This is a genomic window from Pseudomonas sp. FR229a (assembly GCF_030209115.1).
In the GTDB taxonomy this organism is placed as follows: domain Bacteria; phylum Pseudomonadota; class Gammaproteobacteria; order Pseudomonadales; family Pseudomonadaceae; genus Aquipseudomonas; species Aquipseudomonas moraviensis_A.
In genome coordinates this window covers 67,212-87,548 of record NZ_JARVSP010000022.1, presented here as the reverse complement: position 1 = coordinate 87,548, position 20,337 = coordinate 67,212, and the positions used below count along the sequence as shown (strand labels likewise).

Below are 20,337 nucleotides of genomic sequence, written 5' to 3'. Positions count from 1 at the left end.
CTGTTGAAATGCAAAACCTGTAGGAGTGAGCCTGCTCGCGATGACGGTGTTTCAGTCGACATCAATGCTGAATGTTCGACCGCTATCGCGAGCAGGCTCGCTCCCACAGGGGATCTGTGTCATTTGAAAAATCGAGGCCTGCATGTCTTTCGATCTCGCCGCACGCCTTGCTGCCCGCCGGGCTGAAAACCTCTACCGCCAGCGCCCTCTGCTCGAGTCTCCGCAAGGCCCGCACGTGGTGGTCGATGGCCAGTCGCTGCTCGCGTTCTGCAACAACGACTATCTGGGCCTGGCCAATCATCCGCAGGTGATCGAAGCCTGGCGCGCCGGCGCTGAGCGTTGGGGCGTCGGCGGTGGTGCGTCGCATTTGGTCATCGGCCACAGCAGCCCGCATCACGCACTGGAGGAAGCACTCGCCGATCTGACCGGACGGCCGCGTGCGCTGCTGTTCACCACCGGTTACATGGCCAACCTCGGCGCGGTCACCGCGCTGGTCGGGCAGGGTGATACGGTGCTCGAAGACCGGCTCAATCACGCTTCATTGCTGGACGCGGGCCTGTTGTCCGGCGCGCGTTTCAATCGCTACCTGCACAACGACGCCGAAAGCCTGGCCAAGCGCCTGGAGAAAGCCACTGGCAACACTTTGGTGATCACCGACGGCGTGTTCAGCATGGACGGTGACATCGCCGACCTGCCGGCGCTGGCCCGCGAGGCCAAGGCCAAAGGCGCGTGGCTGATGGTTGATGACGCCCATGGCTTCGGCCCGTTGGGCGCCAACGGTGGCGGTATTGTCGAGCACTTTGGCTTGAGCCAGGACGATGTGCCGGTGCTGGTCGGCACCCTCGGTAAAGCTTTCGGCACCGCCGGAGCGTTTGTCGCCGGCAGCGAAGAGTTGATCGAAAGCCTGATCCAGTTCGCCCGCCCCTACATCTACACCACCAGCCAACCACCGGCGCTGGCCTGCGCGACGCTGAAAAGTCTGGAGCTGTTGCGCAGTGAACACTGGCGCCGTGAACACCTGCGGACCTTGATCCGCCAGTTCCGCCACGGCGCCGAGCAGATCGGGTTGGAGCTGATGGACAGCTTCACGCCGATCCAGCCGATCATGATCGGCGATGCCGGACGCGCGGTGCTGTTTTCGCAGATGCTGCGCGAGCGCGGGCTGATGGTCACGGCGATCCGCCCGCCGACCGTGCCGGCCGGCAGTGCGCGACTGCGGGTGACGCTGACCGCCGCCCACAGTGAGGCGCAGGTGCAACGCTTGCTGGAAGGACTGGCGGATTGTTTTGCCCGATTGTCGTTGGAGCCAAGCCATGCGTAATCGCCTTATTCTGCTGCCCGGCTGGGGCCTCGGCGTATCACCACTGGAGCCGCTGGCCGCAGCGTTGCGTGGCCTCGACGAACATTTGCAGGTCGAAATCGAGCCGCTGCCGGAGCTGGATTCCGCCAACCTTGAAGACTGGCTCGACGAACTCGATGCACGCGTTCCCCAGGAAGTCTGGCTCGGTGGCTGGTCGCTGGGCGGCATGCTCGCCTCTGAGTTGGCGGCACGCCGCGGCGAGGCGTGCTGCGGTGTGCTGACGCTGGCGAGCAACCCTGCGTTTGTCGCCCATGAACAGTGGCCGAACGCGATGCCCGCCGAGACTTTCGATGCCTTTCTTGCCGGTTGCCAAGCCGACCCGCGTCCCACCCTCAAGCGTTTCGCTTTGTTGTGTACGCAAGGCTCAACTGACCCCCGTGGCTTGTCGCGCTTGCTGCTGGGTGGCGCGCCAGCCACCGCGCCGACCGCGCTGATGGCGGGGCTGGAACTGCTCGCGCAACTGGACACGCGTCAGGCGCTGCAGGCATTTCGCGGGCCGCAGTTTCATCTGTTCGGCGGGCAGGACGCTCTGGTCCCGGCAGAAGCGGCGGACGCGTTGTATGCGCTGCTGCCGGATATCGAAATTGGCCTGATCGAACAGGCCAGCCATGCTTTTCTGCTGGAGGACCCGCATGGAGTCGCGGGCGCGATCCAGGCGTTTCTACATGAGTGCGCTGATGACTGATCTGTCCCTCGTGCTGCCCGGGGGCTTGCCTGACAAGCGCCAGGTGGCGGCGTCTTTTTCTCGTGCAGCGGCCAGTTACGACAGCGTCGCCGAATTGCAGCGCGACGTCGGCACGCAGTTGCTCGAGCGCTTGCCGACAGGTTTCGTGCCCTCGCGGTGGCTCGATCTCGGTTGCGGGACTGGCTATTTCACCCGAGCGCTGGCCTCGCGTTTTACCCGCAGCAGCGGGGTCGCGCTGGACATTGCCGAGGGCATGCTCAATCACGCACGGCCGTTGGGTGGCGCTGAGCATTTCATTGCGGGCGATGCCGAGCGGCTGCCGTTGCAGGATGCGAGTTTAGAGCTGATTTTCTCCAGCCTCGCGGTGCAGTGGTGCGCCGACTTCGAAACGGTGCTCGGTGAAGCCTTCCGTGCGCTGAAACCGGGTGGAATATTTGCGTTTGCTAGTCTGTGTACAGGGACGCTGTCGGAGCTGCGTGAGAGTTGGCAGCAGGTCGACGGGCTGGTGCACGTCAACCGCTTCCGTGAATTCGCCCGCTATGAACAGTTATGTGCTGCCAGTGGCATGCGCATCGTGGCTCTGGAGAATCGGCCGCACGTGTTGCATTACCCGGATGTGCGCAGCCTGACTCACGAGCTGAAAGCGCTTGGCGCGCACAATCTGAATCCCGGCCGGCCAGGCGGTTTGACCGGGCGGGCGCGAATTCTCGGGCTGATCGAAGCGTATGAGCGGTTCCGTCAGTCGTCAGGGCTGCCGGCAACCTATCAGGCGGTCTACGCCGTGTTGGAGAAACCTCTATGAGCGCAGCCTATTTCATCACCGGAACCGACACGGATGTAGGCAAGACCACGGTCGCTGCCGGATTGCTCCACGCGGCGCGATCGGCAGGATTGAGCACAGCGGCGGGCAAACCGGTGGCTTCCGGGTGCGACGTCACGCCCAAAGGCTTGCGCAACGCTGATGCGTTGGCGCTGTTGGCCGAATGTTCGTTGCCACTGACTTATCAACAGGTCAACCCGGTGGCGTTCGAGCCAGCGATCGCGCCGCATCTGGCAGCGCGCGAAGCCGGTGTGGCGCTGACGGTGCAATCGCTGCTGGTGCCGATGCGCGGGATTCTGGCGATGAACGCCGATTTCACCCTGATCGAAGGTGCGGGTGGCTGGCGGGTGCCGTTGGCCGATCAGGACAATATTTCGGATCTGGCGATTGCACTGAAGCTGCCGGTGATTCTGGTGGTGGGCGTAAGGCTGGGCTGCATCAGTCACGCGTTGCTGACCGCCGAGGCGATCGCTCGCGATGGCCTGCAATTGGCGGGGTGGGTGGCGAACATCATCGATCCGAAAACTTCGCGGCTGGAAGAAAACCTTGCGACCCTGGCCGAGCGCATCCCCGCGCCGTGCCTGGGCCGCGTGCCGAAACTCAAGGCGTTGAGTGCCGAAGCGGTGGCCGAGCATTTGCAACTGGATTTGCTCGACTAAGTTTTTGCCTATGAACAGGCACTGTGCCATTAGTGTTTTTGACGGGTGTTTTGCTGGCGCGTCTGCTTCAATGGCGACCATTGATCCTTTGCAGGGACGGGCACGACTATGGAAATCTCCGGCAACACGGCTTTTTATGCAGGGCTGAGCTCGATTCAGTCGGGGCAGAACCGCGTCGATCAGGCCGCCAGCCAGATCGCCAACACTACCATCGAACGTTCGGTGACCAGCCAGTCGTCCGAAGTGCAGGTCAATCGCCTGCGCGGAGTGGATCGCGCACAGGAGTCGGATCTGACCAGCAATATCGTCGAGCTGTCGCAGGGCAAGACTCAGGCTGAGCTGGGTGTGAAGGTGGCCAAGGCGTCCGACGAAGTGCTGGGGACGATCATTGATACCTTCGCCTGACTGAATCTGCTGTAAACCTCGAAACGCCGCGCCCTGTCGCGGCGTTTTTCGTTTAAGTCCTTCTTGCTCAACTAATCTTTTCTTCAACGCCTGTGGCTTATTTCAAGTCGCGGCGATTTTGCGTTTCCGGCGTTTGGAAAAGCTGATGACGAACGGCAAAAGATCCACGCTTGACAAGATTTCGGCGTAAACGTATGTTTCAAACAACTGTTTGACCGTCACAACAACTCAACACGGTCGTTCATTCCCGGTTACATCAGCAGAGGTTTATCGCTATGCCTGACTACAAGGCCCCCTTGCGTGATATTCGCTTCGTTCGTGACGAGCTGCTCGGCTACGAAGCGCACTATCAGAGCCTGCCAGCGTGCGCAGATGCCACGCCGGACATGGTTGACGCCATCCTCGAGGAAGGCGCCAAGTTTTGTGAGCAGGTACTGGCACCGCTGAACCGCGTGGGCGATCTGGAAGGCTGCACCTGGAGCGAGTCCGGCGTGAAAACCCCGACTGGCTTCAAAGAGGCGTACAAGCAATTCGTCGAAGGCGGCTGGCCGAGCCTGGCGCACGACGTTGAGCATGGCGGCCAAGGTCTGCCTGAGTCGTTGGGCCTGGCAGTCAGCGAAATGGTTGGCGAAGCCAACTGGTCGTGGGGCATGTACCCGGGCCTGTCGCACGGCGCGATGAACACCATCTCCGAGCACGGCACCCCTGAACAGCAGGAAGCCTATCTGACCAAACTGGTATCCGGCGAATGGACCGGCACCATGTGCCTGACCGAACCGCACTGCGGCACCGACCTGGGCATGCTGCGCACCAAGGCCGAGCCTCAGGCCGACGGGTCCTACAAAGTCTCCGGCACCAAGATCTTCATCTCGGCCGGTGAACACGACATGGCCGACAACATCGTCCACATCGTTCTGGCGCGCCTGCCGGATGCACCGGCTGGCACCAAAGGCATCTCGCTGTTCATCGTGCCGAAATTCCTGCCGAACGCCGATGGCACCATCGGCGCGCGCAACGCAGTGAGCTGCGGTTCGCTGGAACACAAGATGGGTATCCACGGCAACGCTACCTGCGTGATGAACTTCGACGGCGCCACCGGTTACCTGATCGGCCCGGCGAACAAAGGCCTGAACTGCATGTTCACCTTTATGAACACCGCTCGTCTGGGCACTGCGTTGCAAGGCTTGGCCCACGCCGAAATCGGCTTCCAGGGCGGTCTGAAATACGCTCGCGATCGCCTGCAAATGCGCTCGCTGACTGGCCCGAAAGCGCCGGACAAAGCGGCTGACCCGATCATCGTTCACCCAGACGTGCGCCGCATGCTGTTGACCATGAAGGCGTTCGCCGAGGGCAACCGCGCGATGGTGTACTTCACTGCGAAGCAGGTCGACATCGTCAAGTACGGCGTCGATGAAGAAGAGAAGAAGAAGGCCGACGCACTGCTGGCTTTCATGACTCCGATCGCCAAAGCGTTCATGACCGAAGTCGGCTTCGAAGCCGCTAACCACGGCGTGCAGATCTACGGCGGCCACGGCTTCATCGCCGAGTGGGGCATGGAGCAGAACGTTCGCGACAGCCGCATTTCGATGCTGTACGAAGGCACCACCGGTATCCAGGCCCTCGACCTGCTCGGCCGTAAAGTGCTGATGACTCAAGGCGAGGCTTTGAAAGGCTTCACCAAGATCGTCCACAAGTTCTGCCAGACCAACGAAGGCAACGAAGCCGTTCAGGAATTCGTCGCGCCGCTGGCTGCACTGAACAAGGAATGGGGCGAGCTGACCATGAAGGTCGGTATGGCCGCCATGAAAGATCGCGAAGAAGTCGGCGCGGCCTCTGTGGACTACCTGATGTACTCCGGTTATGCCTGCCTGGCCTACTTCTGGGCGGACATGGCGCGCCTGGCTGCGGAAAAACTGGCTGCCGGCACTACAGACGAGGCGTTCTACACCGCCAAGCTGCAAACCGCGCGCTTCTACTTCCAGCGCATCCTGCCGCGTACCCGTACGCACGTGGCCACTATGCTGTCGGGCGCTGGCAATCTGATGGACATGAAGGAAGAGGACTTCGCACTGGGCTACTAAGCCCTACCGCAGTCTGCCAAAACCGCTGTTCCCGCTAGGGGGCAGCGGTTTTTTTGTTTGCGGATCGCTCAGATAGTCGAGCTTCCGGCCGTTACAGAGACCGTGTGTGATCTGGATCACATTGTATGGGCTTGGCCGCACTTTGCAGGCACAATGCCATCTCTTTGCTATGACGGGTCGGAGCTTACCCTTGCCGCGTTCTTCCGCTGTACGTTTCAGCCATTTCCTGCCATCACTGCTGTTATTGCTCGCGGGGCTGGCGGCTGCGTACGTCAAAGACCTCAGCGTGTTCTTCACGTCCCTGTTCAACGTCTTGCCGACCCTGGTTCTTCTGCTTGGCGGGGCGTATTGCGCGGTGTACCGGCGTCAGCGCGAACTGTTCCTGATGCTGACGGTGTACATCGCCTACTTCCTGCTCGACACCCAGACCGATTTTTACCGCGACAACGGCAAGGTGCGCGAAGACGCTGCGGTGGTGTTCCATCTGGTCTGCCTGTTGCTGCCGTTGTTGTTCGGGCTATTCGCGGCATGGCAGGAACGTACCCATCTGTTTCAGGACATGGTCGCGCGGTTCGCTGTGCTGCTGGCATTTGGCAGCGTGGCGCTGGGCCTGGAACAAAGTTACCCACAGGCGCTGCTGCTGTGGCTGTCGGAGATCCGCTGGCCGGCGCTGCACGGCGCATGGATGAGCCTGATCCAGTTGTCCTACCCGGTGTTCATCTCGGCCTTCCTGTTGCTGGCCTGGCAATACTGGCGCAACCCGCGTCCCTTGCACGCGGCGCAACTGGTCGGCTTGCTCGGGGTATTCTGGATGCTGCCGAAGACGTTCATTCTGCCGTTCACCCTCAACATCATGTGCAGCCAGGTAATGCTGATGATCGCGGCCGCGGTTGCGCATGAGGCCTATCAAATGGCCTTCCGCGACGAACTCACCGGTCTGCCGGGTCGACGCGCGCTCAACGAACGTATGCAACGCCTCGGGCGCAATTATGTGCTGGCGATGAGCGACGTCGATCATTTCAAGAAATTCAACGACACCCACGGCCACGATGTCGGCGATCAGGTCCTGCGGCTGGTCGCCAGTAAGCTGTCGAAAATCAGCGGTGGCGGTAGGGCGTATCGCTATGGCGGTGAGGAATTTGCCCTGGTGTTCGCAGGCAAAACCCTTGAGGAATGCATGCCGCACCTGGAAGTGATCCGTGAATCGATCGCGTCTTACAGCATTCAGCTGCGCAACCAGGAAAACCGCCCGCAGGATGACCAGCAAGGTCGCCAGCGGCGCAGTGGTTCCGGGGCCTCGGCCGTGTCGGTGACGGTAAGCATCGGCGTCGCCGAACGCGTGGAGCAGCGTACTCCGGAAGAAGTGCTCAAGTCCGCCGACCAGGCGTTGTACAGCGCCAAGGGCGCCGGGCGTAACTGCGTCATGGCATTCGGACAGAACCGTCGTGGCGCGGTGCGCATGGACACCGCTGCGGGTTGAGTGATGACGGCGCATTCAGCGCCCGCACAGTGATTGTCGGGTGGGATGGCCGGCAGTAGGTTGGTGAAATCTGCTGACGGAGAAGCCACCATGCCCGAATACAAAGCCCCCCTGCGCGACATGCGCTTTCTGATCGATCACGTCTTCGACTTCCACACCAGCTACGCCAGTCTCGGCGCGCATGACGCCAGCCCGGACATGATCAGCGCGATCCTCGAAGAAGGCGCGAAGTTCTGCGAGAACGTGCTGGCCCCGCTCAATCGCAGCGGCGACGAAGAGGGCTGCCATTTCGACAATGGCGTGGTGACAACGCCTACAGGCTTCAAGCAGGCCTTCGCACACTATGTCGAGGCCGGCTGGCACGGGTTGGCGGCCGATCCAGCTTACGGCGGCCAAGGTCTGCCGAGTTCGCTGGGGCTGGTGATCAGCGAGATGGTCGGCTCCAGTAACACGTCGTGGGGCATGTACCCGGGCCTGACTCACGGCGCGATGTCGGCGATCCACGCCCACGGCACCGCCGAGCAGAAAGACACCTACCTGAGCAAACTCACCGCTGGCCAGTGGACTGGCACCATGTGCCTGACCGAAGCCCACTGCGGCACCGATCTGGGCATCATCAAGACCCGTGCGGTGCCTCGGGCTGAAGGCAGCTTCGCGATCACCGGCAGCAAGATTTTCATCTCCGCCGGCGAGCATGACCTGAGCGACAACATCATCCATCTGGTATTGGCCAAGCTGCCGGACGCACCCGCCGGGACCAAAGGCATTTCCCTGTTTATCGTGCCCAAGTTCCTCCCCGATGCAGCAGGCGAAGCGGGGGAGCGCAATGGCGTTTCCTGCGGCTCGATCGAGCACAAGATGGGCATCAAGGCCTCGGCCACCTGCGTGCTGAATTTCGATGCCGCCACGGGTTACTTGATCGGCGAGCCGAACAAGGGCCTCAACTGCATGTTCACCATGATGAACCACGCGCGGCTGGGCACCGGCATGCAGGGCCTGTGTCTGGGCGAGGCTAGTTTTCAGGGCGCGATCAAATACGCCAACGACCGCCTGCAAATGCGCGCGCTGAGCGGCGCCAAGGCCCCGGAAAAACCTGCCGACCCGATCATCGTCCACCCCGACGTGCGGCGCATGTTGCTGACCATGAAAGCCTTCAACGAAGGCAATCGGGCGCTGACCTACTTCACTGCGCAGATGCTCGATGCCGCGCACCTGAGCAGCGACGCCCAGGCACGTCAGGAGGCCGAAGACTTGTTGGCGTTCCTCACGCCGATCTGCAAAGCGTTCATGACCGACACCGGGCTGGAAGTGACCAACCACGGCATGCAGGTGTTTGGCGGCCACGGTTTCATTCGTGAGTGGGGCATGGAACAACTGGTACGCGACTGCCGGATCGCGCCGATCTACGAAGGCACCAACGGCATTCAAGCGCTCGACTTGCTCGGGCGCAAAGTGCTGGGAAGCCAAGGCAAGTTGCTGCGCGGCTTCACCAAAATCGTCCACAAGTTCTGCGCAGCGAACGCCGACCATGCGCAGTTGGGCAGCTTCGTCGCGCAACTCAACGGGCTCAATCAACAGTGGGGCGACCTGACCATGAAGGTCGGCATGGCCGCCATGAAAAACCCGGATGAAGTCGGCGCCGCGTCCGTGGATTACCTGATGTACAGCGGCTACATCATCCTTGGCTACCTGTGGCTGCGCATGGCGCTGGTCGCGCAGGCGCAGCTGGACGCAGGCGAGGGTGAGTCTGATTTCCTCAAGGGCAAACTGGCGACGTGCGAGTTTTACTTCAAGCGCCTGTTGCCGCGTACGGCTGCGCATCAGTCGGCGATCGAGGCGGGGAGTGATTGCTTGATGACTTTGCCAGCGGAGTCGTTTGCGCTTTAGGTAAAAGCAAAAGATCGCAACCTGCGGCAGTTCCTACAGGGGATCGCGTTTTATCTGTAGGACCCGCTAAAGGCTGCGATCTTTTTTGTGGTGACTAAAAATAACAAATCAGTCACCGGTTGACCCTATGTGTCGCAAAAGTTGTTGGGTTACACTCCGGATCAACGAAAACATCATTCCACGAACCACCTGTTTAGATCTTGCGAGGTTTGCCATGGCTGACTACAAAGCGCCGCTGCGCGATATGCGCTTCGTCCTCAATGAAGTGTTCGAAGTCGCCAAACTCTGGGCCGAGCTGCCGGCGCTGGCCGAGACCGTCGACGCCGAAACCGTTGAAGCGATTCTCGAAGAGGCCGGCAAGGTCACCAGCAAAAGCATCGCGCCACTGAGCCGTGCCGCTGACGAGGAAGGTTGCCATTGGGCGGATGGTGTCGTCACCACGCCGGCCGGTTTCCCACAGGCTTATCAGACATATGCTGAGGGCGGTTGGGTCGGCGTCGGCGGTGATCCGGCCTACGGTGGCATGGGCATGCCCAAAGCCGTGTCGGCGCAGGTCGAAGAGATGGTCAACTCCGCCAGCCTGGCGTTCGGTCTGTACCCGATGCTGACCGCCGGCGCCTGCCTGTCGATCAATGCCCACGCCAGCGAAGAACTGAAAGCCGCGTACCTGCCGAACATGTACGCCGGGATCTGGGCTGGTTCCATGTGCCTGACCGAGCCGCACGCCGGCACCGACCTGGGGATCATTCGCACCAAGGCCGAACCTCAGGCCGACGGTTCCTACAAGGTCAGCGGCACCAAGATCTTCATCACCGGTGGCGAACACGATCTCACCGAAAACATCATCCACTTGGTGCTGGCGAAACTGCCGGACGCCCCGGCGGGTCCGAAAGGCATTTCGCTGTTTCTGGTGCCGAAGTTCATGGTCAATGCCGACGGCAGCCTCGGCGCGCGCAATCCGGCCAACTGCGGTTCGATCGAACACAAGATGGGCATCCAGGCCTCGGCGACTTGCGTTATGAACTTCGACGAAGCCGTGGGCTATCTGGTCGGCGAGCCGAACAAAGGCCTGGCTGCGATGTTCACCATGATGAACTACGAGCGTCTGGGCGTAGGCATTCAGGGCCTGGCCACCGGCGAGCGCTCCTATCAGAACGCTGTTGAATACGCGCGCGACCGTCTGCAAAGCCGTTCGCCGACCGGTGCGCAGAACAAGGACAAAGTCGCTGATCCGATCATCGTCCACCCGGACGTGCGGCGCATGCTGCTGACCATGAAAGCCTCGAATGAAGGCGGCCGTGCGTTTTCCACTTACGTGGCGATGCAACTCGATACCGCCAAGTTCAGCGAAGACGCGACCACCCGCAAGCGCGCGGAAGATCTGGTCGCGTTGCTGACGCCGGTGGCAAAAGCCTTCCTGACCGACCTGGGGCTGGAAACCACCGTTCACGGCCAGCAGATCTTCGGCGGCCACGGTTACATCCGCGAGTGGGGCCAGGAGCAACTGGTGCGTGACGTGCGCATCACCCAGATCTACGAAGGCACCAACGGCATTCAGGCGCTGGATCTGGTCGGGCGGAAGATCGTCGGCAGCGGCGGCGCGTTCTACCAGCTGTTCGCTGATGAGATCCGTCATTTCACCGCAACCGCCAGCGCCGATCTTGGCGAGTTCACCAAGCCACTGAACGATGCCGTCGATACCCTCGACGAGCTGACCGCGTGGCTGCTCGACCGGGCGAAAAACAATCCGAACGAAATCGGCGCGGCCTCGGTCGAATATTTGCAAGCGTTCGGCTACACCGCTTACGCCTACATGTGGGCGTTGATGGCCAAGGCCTCACTGGGCAAGGAAGCGCAGGACGATTTCTATGCGAGCAAGCTAGGCACCGCACGCTTCTATTTCGCCCGCCTTTTGCCGCGTATTCACTCGCTGAGCGCGTCGGTCAAAGCCGGTAGCGAGTCGCTTTTCCTGCTCGATGCTGCACAGTTCTGATCCCGCGCGCGTCATGTAAGCATTTGCTTACGTGACGTGCTGCTGTTCTCCCATATGCGTACATTGGATCCACGGCTAATCTACATTTCATGGACGTCGCGCAGGAAGCGCAAAGTAAACAACACGGACACGTAGGATTCTGCCAGGGTGGCGGAGTGAAATGGATGTCAGGGAAACAGTCTGCAAAGCCCCGCTTCGGCGGGGTTTTCTTTTGCCTGAAGAAAAGTTTCAGGCGAGCGGATCCAGCGGCCGTTGCACTTCGCGGTCGATGACCTCTTCAAGCAATGTCCGCAAAAGGGCCAACGAAGCCTGTTGGCGTTGAACATCGCGACACACCAGGCCGACTTTCAGGGGCACGCGTGGTTCGCTTAGCGGTTTCCACAGCAAATCTTCATCGTCGTATTCCTTCTGCGAGCGTCCTGGCAACACCGTTGCCAGTTTGGTGTGCGGCAGGCTGTCGAGAATACCCAGCATATTGTTCAGCTCGGCCTGCACCTGCGGACGGCGTCCAAGGCTGGTCAGTTGTGCCTGCCAGATCTGCCGGATCTGGAACTCTTCGCCGAGCAGCAGCATCGGCAGTTCAGCAGCCTGGCGCATCGAGACTTTCTTGAAATCACGCAAGGGATGATCCGCCGGGATGACCAGCGTCAGTTCGTCCTCGTACAGCAACATGCCGTGCAGCCCGGGTTGGCGCGGCGGCAGATAACTGATGCCGATGTCCAGCGAACCATTGAGCAGGCGCCGTTCGATCTCCAGCCCGGTCAGCTCATAGATCTGTACCACCAGATGCGGCTGCGCCTTGCGCACACGCTCGAGCATTTGCGGCACGAGGCTGGTGTGCACCGTTTGCAGCACACCGATCGCCAGGGTCCGCAACGCCTGCCCCTTGAAATTGCCCAATGCCTCGCGCGCCCGCTGCAAGCCATCGAGCAGCGGTAACGCGTGGTTGTACAACGTGTGAGCGGCAAGGGTCGGCAGCAAGCGTTTGCTGCTGCGTTCGAACAGCGTTACGTCGAGGTTCTGCTCAAGCTGACGAATCTGCTGCGACAGTGCCGGCTGCGAGATCGACAGCCGTTCGGCCGCACGGCCGACATGACCCTCTTCGTAGACCGCGACGAAATAACGCAGTTGTTTGAAATCCATAAGTAATGCTTATTGAAATAGCTCGGAAATCGAAATGGCCCGCAGACGCGGGTGCGCCTAGTCTAACCGCAATCCCAAGGCTTTCAGGGCCGAAAATACGCGATGAATGACCTGCGCTTCGCCAGTGTTTACATAGGCAGTTCAAAATACCTCCAGCGAGGTATTTGCGGATGAATCTGTTCAGTTTGCGGCGCCACACGCCAGATCTTGATGACCTTGCATTCGAGGCGGAGTCCTCAGCAATGACCGATCGTCTACATGCCGCTCGTCTGATGTCCAGTGTTGAACGGCCGCCCCAAGTCTTCGTTCGAGGCCAGGGTTCCTGGCTGTGGGACAGCAACGATCGCGCCTATCTCGACTTTTCCCAGGCCGGCGGCGCCAACAGCCTGGGCCACAGCCCTACCGCGCTGGTCAAAGCCATTGCCAGTCAGGCGCAGGCGCTGATCAATCCGGGTTTCAAGCTGCACAATCTCGGCATGCTCAGCCTCGCCGAGCGCCTGTGTGCCAGCACCCACAGCGATCAGGCTTATCTGCTCAACAGCGGCAGCGAAGCCTGTGAGGCGGCGCTCAGACTGGCACGCAAGTGGGGCCAACTGCATCGCGGCGGCGCTTCGCGGATCATCATGGCGCAGCAGGGCTGCCATGGTCGCAGTCTGGCGACGAATGATCAGGTGCCATTCAACGACTTGCCGGCCCTGCACGCAGCGGTCGACGCGCAGACCGTCGCGATCATGCTTGAACCGATCCAGAGCGACGCCGGGGTTATTCCCGCGACCGAGCATTACCTCAAAGGCGTCGAGCGACTGTGCCGCGAGTTGGGTATTCTGCTGATTCTCGACGAAGTACAGACCGGTATCGGCCGCTGCGGCGCCTTGCTCGCCGAACAGTCCTACGGCATTCGCGCCGATATCGTCGTGCTCGGCAAAGGCCTTGGCGGCGGCTTGCCACTGGCAGCGTTGCTGGCGCGGGGCAAGGCCTGCTGTTTCGCCGTCGGCGAACTGGGCGGCACCCATCACGGCAACGCCTTGATGAGCGCAGCCGGCCTGGTGGTACTCGACAGCGTGCACGACCGCAGCTTCCTTCAGCAGGTCAACGACAACGGCCGGCATCTGCGCGAAGGCCTTGCGCGACTGGCGCACCGCTACGGCCATGGCGAACTGCGCGGCCAGGGCCTGTTCTATGGGCTGACGTTATCGGCAGAGTGCGCCGATGCCGTTGTTCACGCTGCGCTGCACGAAGGCCTGATACTCAACGCCGTGCAACCCGACTGCCTGCGTTTCACCCCGGCCCTCACTGTCAGCAAAGCCAACATCGACGAAATGCTTTTGCGCCTGGGCCGCGCTTTCTCGCGAGTACGCACCGCTCAATTGCAGTGCCGCAAGGGCATTGCCGTCTGAGCTGAACTGCCCCACCGATTACCCGAACCGTCTCGCGGTATAACGCACGCCCCACGCTTGATTCTTTTGGCGTGGGGCGTTTTTTTGTGGCCGGGTTTTGCAGCCAGCATTTAGGGCTTGAGAGATCGAACTGCGGGTGGTCTTTTAGAGAGCGCCAGCAAGGGATGCTCGCTCGGGCTGCTCAAAATCAGCGAAAACTGTTTTGGCGATCTGTACCACTGAGTGGTATGTTTCAGGAAGGGATACCTATGTCATTTAGGCTGTTCAAGACCAAACGATTCGCCCTCCAGGCCAGCAGGGCGTGGATCAGCGATGAAGAGCTACAGAGAGCGTTTCATCAAATGCTTCAGGGACAGGCGGACGATCTTGGCGGAGGCGTTTGGAAGAAACGACTGAATGCGAACCGCCACCGTTCGATTGTTTTGGCAAAAGGTGGACATTACTGGATCTACCAAGTGCTTTTCGCCAAGCAGGATCAAAGCAATATCACCCCCATTGAGTTGAAGGATTTACGTAGGTTGGCAAAGGCCTATGCACAGCTGACTGAAGTGCAGATCAGAGACTTGTTGGCGATGAAGGAATTTGTGGAGATATGTCATGAGTAAGAAATTCAAAAGTGAAGTCTTTGAATCCATACACGAATCGGCCGGGGCGTTGCTTGCTGTCGGGGCAATCAGTAAAGCTACGATGCGGGAGTTCGATGAATCCTGTCTGGCTTCGGTTCCCTTAGCTATCCCGGCCGACGAGATCAAAGCGCTACGCGAGCGTAACAAGGTCAGCCAGCCGGTGTTTGCACGCTATCTCAACACGAGTGCATCGACGGTCAAACAGTGGGAATCGGGCGATAAACATCCCAGCGGTATGGCGCTCAAGCTACTAAGTATCGTACAAAAACACGGGTTGAAAATTCTGGCCTAAGCCTGAAGCAGCTATTGCACTGAACCCTGACGAACGGCGCAGGTCGATTAGCTTGTATGGCTCAAGTGAGCCAACCCCCATTCAGGAGCTGCCCCATGGATTTCATTCGTATCATCATCGCTATTCTGTTGCCGCCACTGGGCGTGTTTCTGCAGGTCGGATTTGGCGGGGCATTCTGGCTGAACATTCTGCTGACGCTGTGCGGCTACATTCCGGGAATCGTGCATGCGGTGTATATCATCGCCAAGCGTTGAGTCCGGTAGCGTCTATCAGATAGCTTTTGCGAGCAGGCTCGCTCTCAAACTGGATCTGTGGTGTACACAAGTCCTCTGTGGGAGAGAGCCTGCTCGTGAAAGGCGCGACACGGTTTTCACTAAACCAGCCCCATCACCCGCCGATAAAACGTCCACTCCTGCTCCAATGCGTGCGCCTGATTGACGGCGCGGCGAAAGCCGTGGCGCTCTTCGGGGTAGTAATGCGCTTCCACCGCAATGCCGTTGTGCTCCAGCGCCGCGACCATATCGCGGGTCTGTTGCGGTACGACCACCGCGTCCAGTTCTCCCTGAAAGAAAATCACCGGCACGCGGATGTTCTCTGCGTGCAGTAGTGGCGTGCGGGCGGCGTAGCGCTCGGCATCGCGTTCGGGATCGCCGATCAGCCAGTCCAGATAGTCGCCTTCGAACTTGTGTGTTGCTCGGGCCAAAGCGACCGGATCGCTGACGCCATAGAGGCTGGCGCCTGCGCGGAAGACCTGTCTGAACGCCAGTGCGCACAGTGTCGTGTACCCGCCCGCACTGCCGCCGCGAATGAACGCGCGGTCGCCATCGATCAAGCCCTGTCCGGCAAGGTAATCGACCACCGCGCAGGCGTCCTCGACATCCACCTCGCCCCAGCGCAGATGCAGTGCTTGCCGATACTCGCGACCATAGCCGCTGCTGCCGCGATAGTTGAGGTCGGCGACCGCGAAACCACGCTGCGTCCAATACTGGATGCGCGGGTCGAGCATCGGATAGCACGCCGACGTCGGGCCGCCGTGGATAAACACCACCAGCGGCGGTTTCGCTTCACCGCTCATGGCCGGGTAGAAGAAACCGTGCGCCTCACCCGAGCCGCTGGGATAACGCAAGGTCTGCGGACGGCTGATGCGTTCGGCGGGCAACGGGGCCACGCCGCCGGCCAATACCTTTACTGCATGAGAGACGCGATCAATGGCGATCACTGCCGACGGGCTGACCGGTGATGCGGCGATGCAATAGACGAACTGTTGATCCATCGCCAAATGGCGGAAGCGGCTGTAGCCCGCACTGAAATCTTCATCGCCAAGGGCCAGGCGACCGAAACCATCCACGCTCCAAGTGGCCAGAAATTGATCACCGACGGGCAGCCAGGTGCAGCCGCCAAGCTGCCAAGGCGCGGGCGCGTGATCGGCCGCGGCACTGGCCAGTGCCCGCAAGCCATCAGACGTTTCGATCCACGGCTGCCAGTAGCCGCTACGATCCGTCAGGCAACAGAGCCGCCCACCGGCGTCGAAGCGCGGCTGCTGGATCGACTCCTCCATCTGCTCACCGGCAACACAGCGAGGCGAAGAAAAATCGCCATCAGCGACCATCAAACGGGTCGAAGTCCATGGTTGATGCGGCCGGCTCCACTCAATCCACGCCAGTCGCTTACCATCCGTGCTCAACGTTGGCGCCGCGTAGAAATCCGCTCCCTCCGCCAGCACTTGTCGCATTCCGGTCGCCAGATCAATCGCCACCAGCCGATGCCGATCCTGCTGCTCTTCAACCGCCAACACCCGGCCACCGGCAAATTGCAGCTCACCGTAGCGGCAGTCAGTGGACGTCAGCGCGACCGGCTCGCCACCCAGTGGCTGTCGGTACAACTGCTGATCCGCTTCATTGACGAAAACCACGCCGTCAGGCGTCAGACAAAACGCGCCACCGCCATATTCGTACACGCGGCTACGCACGCTGAAGCCATCCGGCGTCAGGCATTTCGCCAAGCCATCGCGCCAATGCCAGATTCGGCATGCGGCATCCTCTGGGCGATATTCATTCCAGAACAGGCCGTGGACGCCGAGCTGCAGCTCCGCGAAGTCGGTTCCGGCGGCAACAGCTTGGGCGGCGCTGAAAGGCTCAGCCCTTGGCGATGAGGCGTGAGTTTCGTTCATTGCGAAAGGCCAATTGTTCGATGGTTTGAGTGGCGGTCTCGGCTTCTTCGCGGGCCTTGAGAATCACGCCGTGATGTTCGGACTTGCTGCACACCGGGTCGGCATTGCTGGCATCGCCGGTAAGCATGAACGCCTGGCAGCGGCAGCCGCCGAAGTCTTTTTCTTTCTCGTCGCAAGAGCGGCAGGGTTCGGGCATCCAGTCGTAACCGCGAAAGCGGTTGAAGCCGAACGAGTCATACCAGATGTGCTGCATGCTGTGATCGCGCACGTTGGGAAACTGCACAGGCATCTGGCGGGCGCCATGGCAGGGCAGGGCCGTGCCGTCTGGAGTGACGGTCAGAAAGATGCTGCCCCAGCCGTTCATGCAGGCTTTCGGGCGTTCTTCGTAGTAGTCCGGGGTGACGAAAATCAGCTTGCACGGATGCCCTTCGGCTTCCAGTTTGGCCCGGTATTCGTTAGTGATGCGCTCGGCGCGCACCAGTTGCTCCCTGGTCGGCAACAGGCCGACGCGGTTGAGCTGCGCCCAGCCGTAGAACTGGCAGGTGGCGAGTTCAACGAAGTCGGCCTCCAGCGCAATGCACAGCTCGATGATGCGGTCGATCTTGTCGATGTTGTGCCGGTGGGTAACGAAGTTCAGCACCATCGGGTAGCCGTGGGCCTTCACCGCACGAGCCATTTCCAGCTTCTGCGCAAAGGCTTTTTTCGAGCCGGCGAGCAGGTTGTTCACTTGCTCGTCACTGGCCTGGAAGCTGATCTGGATGTGATCGAGCCCGGCCTTCTTGAAGTCGCTGATTTTCTGCTCGGTCAGGCCAATGCCGGAGGTGATCAGGTTGGTGTAGAAACCCAACTGCCGGGCTTCACCGATCAGTTCGGCCAAGTCCTGACGCACCAACGGTTCGCCGCCGGAAAAGCCTAACTGCGCCGCGCCCATTTCCCGCGCTTCGCGGAACACCTTGATCCACTGTTCGGTGGTCAGCTCTTTGCCCTGCTCGGCGAAATCCAGTGGGTTGGAGCAGTACGGGCATTGCAGCGGGCAGCGGTAGGTCAGCTCGGCGAGCAACCACAGCGGCAGGCCGATTTCAGGTTTTGCCGGCAGATCAGTCAAGGGTGAGCCAGTGTTGCTCACGGGCAACCTCCATGAATTGTTCGACGTCGTCACCGAGTTCGGGGACGCCGGGGAACTGCTCGTCGAGTCTGGCAATGATCGCCGCGACATCGCGTTCGCCATCAATCAAGCCGCCGATCAGCGCGGCCGTCTCGTTGAGCTTGATCATGCCTTCCGGGTACAGCAACACATGGCCTTTTTGCGCCGGCTCGTACTGAAAGCGGTAGCCTGGGCGCCAGTTCGGCACTTTGCTGCGATCGAAACTCATAAGGTGATTCCTTTATGCCAGACCCGTTGCTCGGTCACGCTGTGATAGGGCGGACGGTTCAATTCGTAGGCCATGCTCATGGCATCGAGCATGCTCCAAAGAATGTCCAGTTTGAACTGGAGAATTTCCAGCATGCGCTCCTGGCCTTCGCGAGTCTTGTAGTGCTCAAGGGTGATCGCCAGCCCATGCTCGACATCGCGTCGCGCCTGACCGAGGCGGGTGCGGAAATATTCATAACCGGCCGGGTCGATCCACGGGTAATGCTGCGGCCAGCTGTCGAGGCGTGACTGGTGGATCTGTGGCGCGAACAGTTCGGTCAGCGAGCTGCTGGCGGCCTCCTGCCAACTGGCGCGACGGGCGAAGTTGACGTAGGCATCGACGGCGAAACGCACACCGGGCAGCACCAGTTCCTGGGAGCGCAATTGATCCGGGTCGAGGCCGACAGCCTGGCCGAGGCGCAGCCAGGCTTCGATGCCGCCGTCTTCGCCGGGCGCGCCGTCGTGGTCGAGCAGGCGCTGAATCCACTCGCGACGAATCTCGCGGTCCGGGCAGTTGGCGAGGATCGCCGCGTCTTTCAGGGGAATGTTCACCTGATAGTAGAAGCGGTTGGCGACCCAGCCCTGAATCTGCTCTCGGGTGGCGCGGCCTTCGTACATCGCCACGTGGTACGGGTGGTAAATGTGGTAGTAGGCGCCTTTGGCGCGCAGGGCCGCTTCGAATTCGGCCGGGGACATTGGCGTATCAGTCATGTTTGTTCTCCGGGGAACAACCCTAGAAATCTTTTCTGTTTGCACTGGCCTCTTCGCGAGCAGGCTCGCTCCCACAGGTTGATCGCATTCCAAATGTGGGAGCGAGCCTGCTCGCGAAGGGCCGCGCATCGGTATCTACGGCTTACAACACAATACTCATGCCATCAAACGCCACTTCAACATTACGCCGCGCCAGTTCCGCGCGTTCCGGCGAATCTTCGTCAAGAATCGGGTTGGTATTGTTGATGTGGATAAGCACCTTGCGCTGCTCGGGCAACTGCTCCAGCACTTCGAGCATGCCGCCGGGGCCATTCTGCGCCAGGTGGCCCATCTCGCGACCGGTGCGGGTGCCAACGCCACGACGCTGCATTTCATCGTCGTCCCACAGCGTGCCGTCGACCAGCAGGCAATCACTGCCCGCCATGATTTCCAGCAACGGCGCATCGACCTTGCCCAGCCCTGGCGCGTAGAACAGCTTGCCGCCGGTGTTGAGGTCTTCAACGATCAGACCGATGTTGTCGCCCGGATGCGGATCGAAACGATGCGGCGAATACGGCGGTGCGGCGCTGCGCAACGGCAGCGGGGTGAAACGCAGGTTCGGGCAGGCCGCTACGGTGAAGCTCTGGTCGAGTTCGATGCGGTTCCAGTCCAGCCCGCCGTTCCAATGGGTGAGCATCTTGAACAGGGGGAAACCGGTGCTGAGATCTTCGTGAACCATGTCCGTGCACCAGACCTGATGCGGGCAGCCTTCGCGCAGGCTGAGCAGGCCGGTGGTGTGGTCGATCTGGCTGTCCATCAGGATGATCGCGCTGATGCCGGTGTCGCGCAGGGCCCGACCTGGCTGCATCGGGGCGAAGCTTTGCAGTTGCGCGCGGATGTCCGGCGAGGCATTGCACAGCACCCAGTTCACGCCGTCAGCGGAAATGGCGATGGACGATTGGGTACGCGCCTTGGCATTCAGGCTGCCGTCGCGAAAGCCTGCGCAGTTGACGCAGTTGCAGTTCCACTGCGGAAAACCGCCACCGGCGGCCGAACCCAGAATCTGGACGAACATGAACGCTCCATCATTTCAACGCGGAAAATAAAACGCCCCGGCGAGCCGAGGCGTTGCACTGCAATCCTGCGTAAGCAGAACTCAGCGGCTGGCGAAGTACATGGTGACTTCGAAGCCGATACGCAGGTCGGTGTAAGCAGGTTTGGTCCAGGCCATGAGGTGT

20 protein-coding genes are annotated in these 20,337 nt (G+C 60.8%); 13 read left to right on the top strand and 7 right to left on the bottom strand.

The genetic code is table 11. The features are described 5' to 3' along the window. The first annotated feature begins 142 nt into the window (after positions 1-142). The 9 genes from bioF to QRN33_RS18290 all read left to right on the top strand — a co-directional run bounded on the left by bioF (position 143) and on the right by QRN33_RS18290 (position 11,370). Positions 143-1,321, top strand: a complete 1,179-nt coding sequence (gene bioF / locus QRN33_RS18330; protein ID WP_285409487.1) for an 8-amino-7-oxononanoate synthase — start codon at positions 143-145, stop codon at positions 1,319-1,321. Next, the gene (locus QRN33_RS18325; RefSeq protein ID WP_285409486.1) at positions 1,314-2,045 is read left to right on the top strand and encodes an alpha/beta fold hydrolase; all 732 of its coding nucleotides are present in this window, start codon (positions 1,314-1,316) and stop codon (positions 2,043-2,045) included. The genes bioF and QRN33_RS18325 overlap by 8 nt, the downstream gene beginning before the upstream one ends. After that, positions 2,038-2,847, top strand: coding sequence for a malonyl-ACP O-methyltransferase BioC (gene bioC / locus QRN33_RS18320; protein ID WP_285409485.1), 810 nt, complete (start codon positions 2,038-2,040; stop codon positions 2,845-2,847). The genes QRN33_RS18325 and bioC overlap by 8 nt, the downstream gene beginning before the upstream one ends. Beyond that, a complete protein-coding gene (bioD, locus tag QRN33_RS18315; RefSeq protein WP_083353704.1) occupies positions 2,844-3,524 on the top strand; it encodes a dethiobiotin synthase in 681 nt (226 codons plus the stop codon). The genes bioC and bioD overlap by 4 nt, the downstream gene beginning before the upstream one ends. Before the next feature lie 108 nt (positions 3,525-3,632). Further along, positions 3,633-3,929 carry a hypothetical protein gene (locus QRN33_RS18310; protein WP_042606675.1) on the top strand — a complete coding sequence of 99 codons (297 nt, stop codon included), beginning with the start codon at positions 3,633-3,635 and terminating at the stop codon, positions 3,927-3,929. A gap of 275 nt (positions 3,930-4,204) precedes the next feature. After that, positions 4,205-6,010: a phenylacyl-CoA dehydrogenase gene (locus tag QRN33_RS18305; protein WP_042606676.1), complete on the top strand. Its 1,806-nt coding sequence runs from the start codon at positions 4,205-4,207 to the stop codon at positions 6,008-6,010. A gap of 190 nt (positions 6,011-6,200) precedes the next feature. Beyond that, positions 6,201-7,490 carry a GGDEF domain-containing protein gene (locus QRN33_RS18300; RefSeq protein ID WP_041476719.1) on the top strand — a complete coding sequence of 430 codons (1,290 nt, stop codon included), beginning with the start codon at positions 6,201-6,203 and terminating at the stop codon, positions 7,488-7,490. Between the two features lie 90 nt (positions 7,491-7,580). Next, positions 7,581-9,377 carry an acyl-CoA dehydrogenase C-terminal domain-containing protein gene (locus QRN33_RS18295; protein ID WP_285409484.1) on the top strand — a complete coding sequence of 599 codons (1,797 nt, stop codon included), beginning with the start codon at positions 7,581-7,583 and terminating at the stop codon, positions 9,375-9,377. A gap of 214 nt (positions 9,378-9,591) precedes the next feature. Next, positions 9,592-11,370: an acyl-CoA dehydrogenase C-terminal domain-containing protein gene (locus QRN33_RS18290; protein WP_285409483.1), complete on the top strand. Its 1,779-nt coding sequence runs from the start codon at positions 9,592-9,594 to the stop codon at positions 11,368-11,370. Between the two features lie 228 nt (positions 11,371-11,598). On the opposite strand, the gene QRN33_RS18285 is transcribed toward QRN33_RS18290, so the two are convergent. Beyond that, positions 11,599-12,513, bottom strand: a complete 915-nt coding sequence (locus tag QRN33_RS18285) for a LysR family transcriptional regulator (RefSeq protein ID WP_285409482.1) — start codon at positions 12,511-12,513, stop codon at positions 11,599-11,601. Positions 12,514-12,683: 170 nt separating this feature from the next. Between QRN33_RS18285 and QRN33_RS18280 the strand changes: the two genes are divergently transcribed. The 4 genes from QRN33_RS18280 (at position 12,684) to QRN33_RS18265 (ending at position 15,082) form a co-directional block, all read left to right on the top strand. Then, on the top strand, positions 12,684-13,910 hold the full coding sequence (locus QRN33_RS18280; RefSeq protein ID WP_285409481.1) for an aspartate aminotransferase family protein: 1,227 nt from the start codon (positions 12,684-12,686) through the stop codon (positions 13,908-13,910). Positions 13,911-14,158: 248 nt separating this feature from the next. Then, a complete protein-coding gene (locus QRN33_RS18275) occupies positions 14,159-14,515 on the top strand; it encodes a type II toxin-antitoxin system RelE/ParE family toxin (RefSeq protein WP_285409480.1) in 357 nt (118 codons plus the stop codon). Next, complete coding sequence (locus QRN33_RS18270; RefSeq protein WP_064365282.1) at positions 14,508-14,828, top strand: helix-turn-helix domain-containing protein; 321 nt, start codon at positions 14,508-14,510, stop codon at positions 14,826-14,828. The genes QRN33_RS18275 and QRN33_RS18270 overlap by 8 nt, the downstream gene beginning before the upstream one ends. 95 nt (positions 14,829-14,923) lie before the next feature. Next, a complete protein-coding gene (locus tag QRN33_RS18265) occupies positions 14,924-15,082 on the top strand; it encodes a YqaE/Pmp3 family membrane protein (RefSeq protein WP_003228885.1) in 159 nt (52 codons plus the stop codon). Positions 15,083-15,201: 119 nt separating this feature from the next. Here the strand turns inward: QRN33_RS18265 and QRN33_RS18260 are convergent, their stop codons facing one another. The 6 genes from QRN33_RS18260 to pqqA form a co-directional block, all read right to left on the bottom strand. Next, the gene (locus QRN33_RS18260; RefSeq protein ID WP_285409479.1) at positions 15,202-16,998 is read right to left on the bottom strand and encodes a S9 family peptidase; all 1,797 of its coding nucleotides are present in this window, start codon (positions 16,996-16,998) and stop codon (positions 15,202-15,204) included. Further along, complete coding sequence (gene pqqE / locus QRN33_RS18255) at positions 16,964-18,103, bottom strand: pyrroloquinoline quinone biosynthesis protein PqqE (protein WP_502945000.1); 1,140 nt, start codon at positions 18,101-18,103, stop codon at positions 16,964-16,966. Before pqqE ends, QRN33_RS18260 begins: the two co-directional genes overlap by 35 nt. Further along, a complete protein-coding gene (gene pqqD / locus QRN33_RS18250) occupies positions 18,096-18,371 on the bottom strand; it encodes a pyrroloquinoline quinone biosynthesis peptide chaperone PqqD (RefSeq protein ID WP_042606684.1) in 276 nt (91 codons plus the stop codon). The genes pqqE and pqqD overlap by 8 nt, the downstream gene beginning before the upstream one ends. Further along, entirely contained in the window at positions 18,368-19,120 is a 753-nt protein-coding gene (pqqC, locus tag QRN33_RS18245; RefSeq protein ID WP_064365278.1) for a pyrroloquinoline-quinone synthase PqqC, read from the bottom strand. Before pqqC ends, pqqD begins: the two co-directional genes overlap by 4 nt. A gap of 142 nt (positions 19,121-19,262) precedes the next feature. Next, the gene (gene pqqB, locus QRN33_RS18240; RefSeq protein ID WP_123417888.1) at positions 19,263-20,174 is read right to left on the bottom strand and encodes a pyrroloquinoline quinone biosynthesis protein PqqB; all 912 of its coding nucleotides are present in this window, start codon (positions 20,172-20,174) and stop codon (positions 19,263-19,265) included. A gap of 81 nt (positions 20,175-20,255) precedes the next feature. After that, positions 20,256-20,330 (bottom strand): pyrroloquinoline quinone precursor peptide PqqA, encoded by a 75-nt coding sequence (pqqA, locus tag QRN33_RS18235; RefSeq protein WP_003444522.1) that lies wholly within the window; start codon positions 20,328-20,330, stop codon positions 20,256-20,258. Positions 20,331-20,337: the final 7 nt, after the last annotated feature.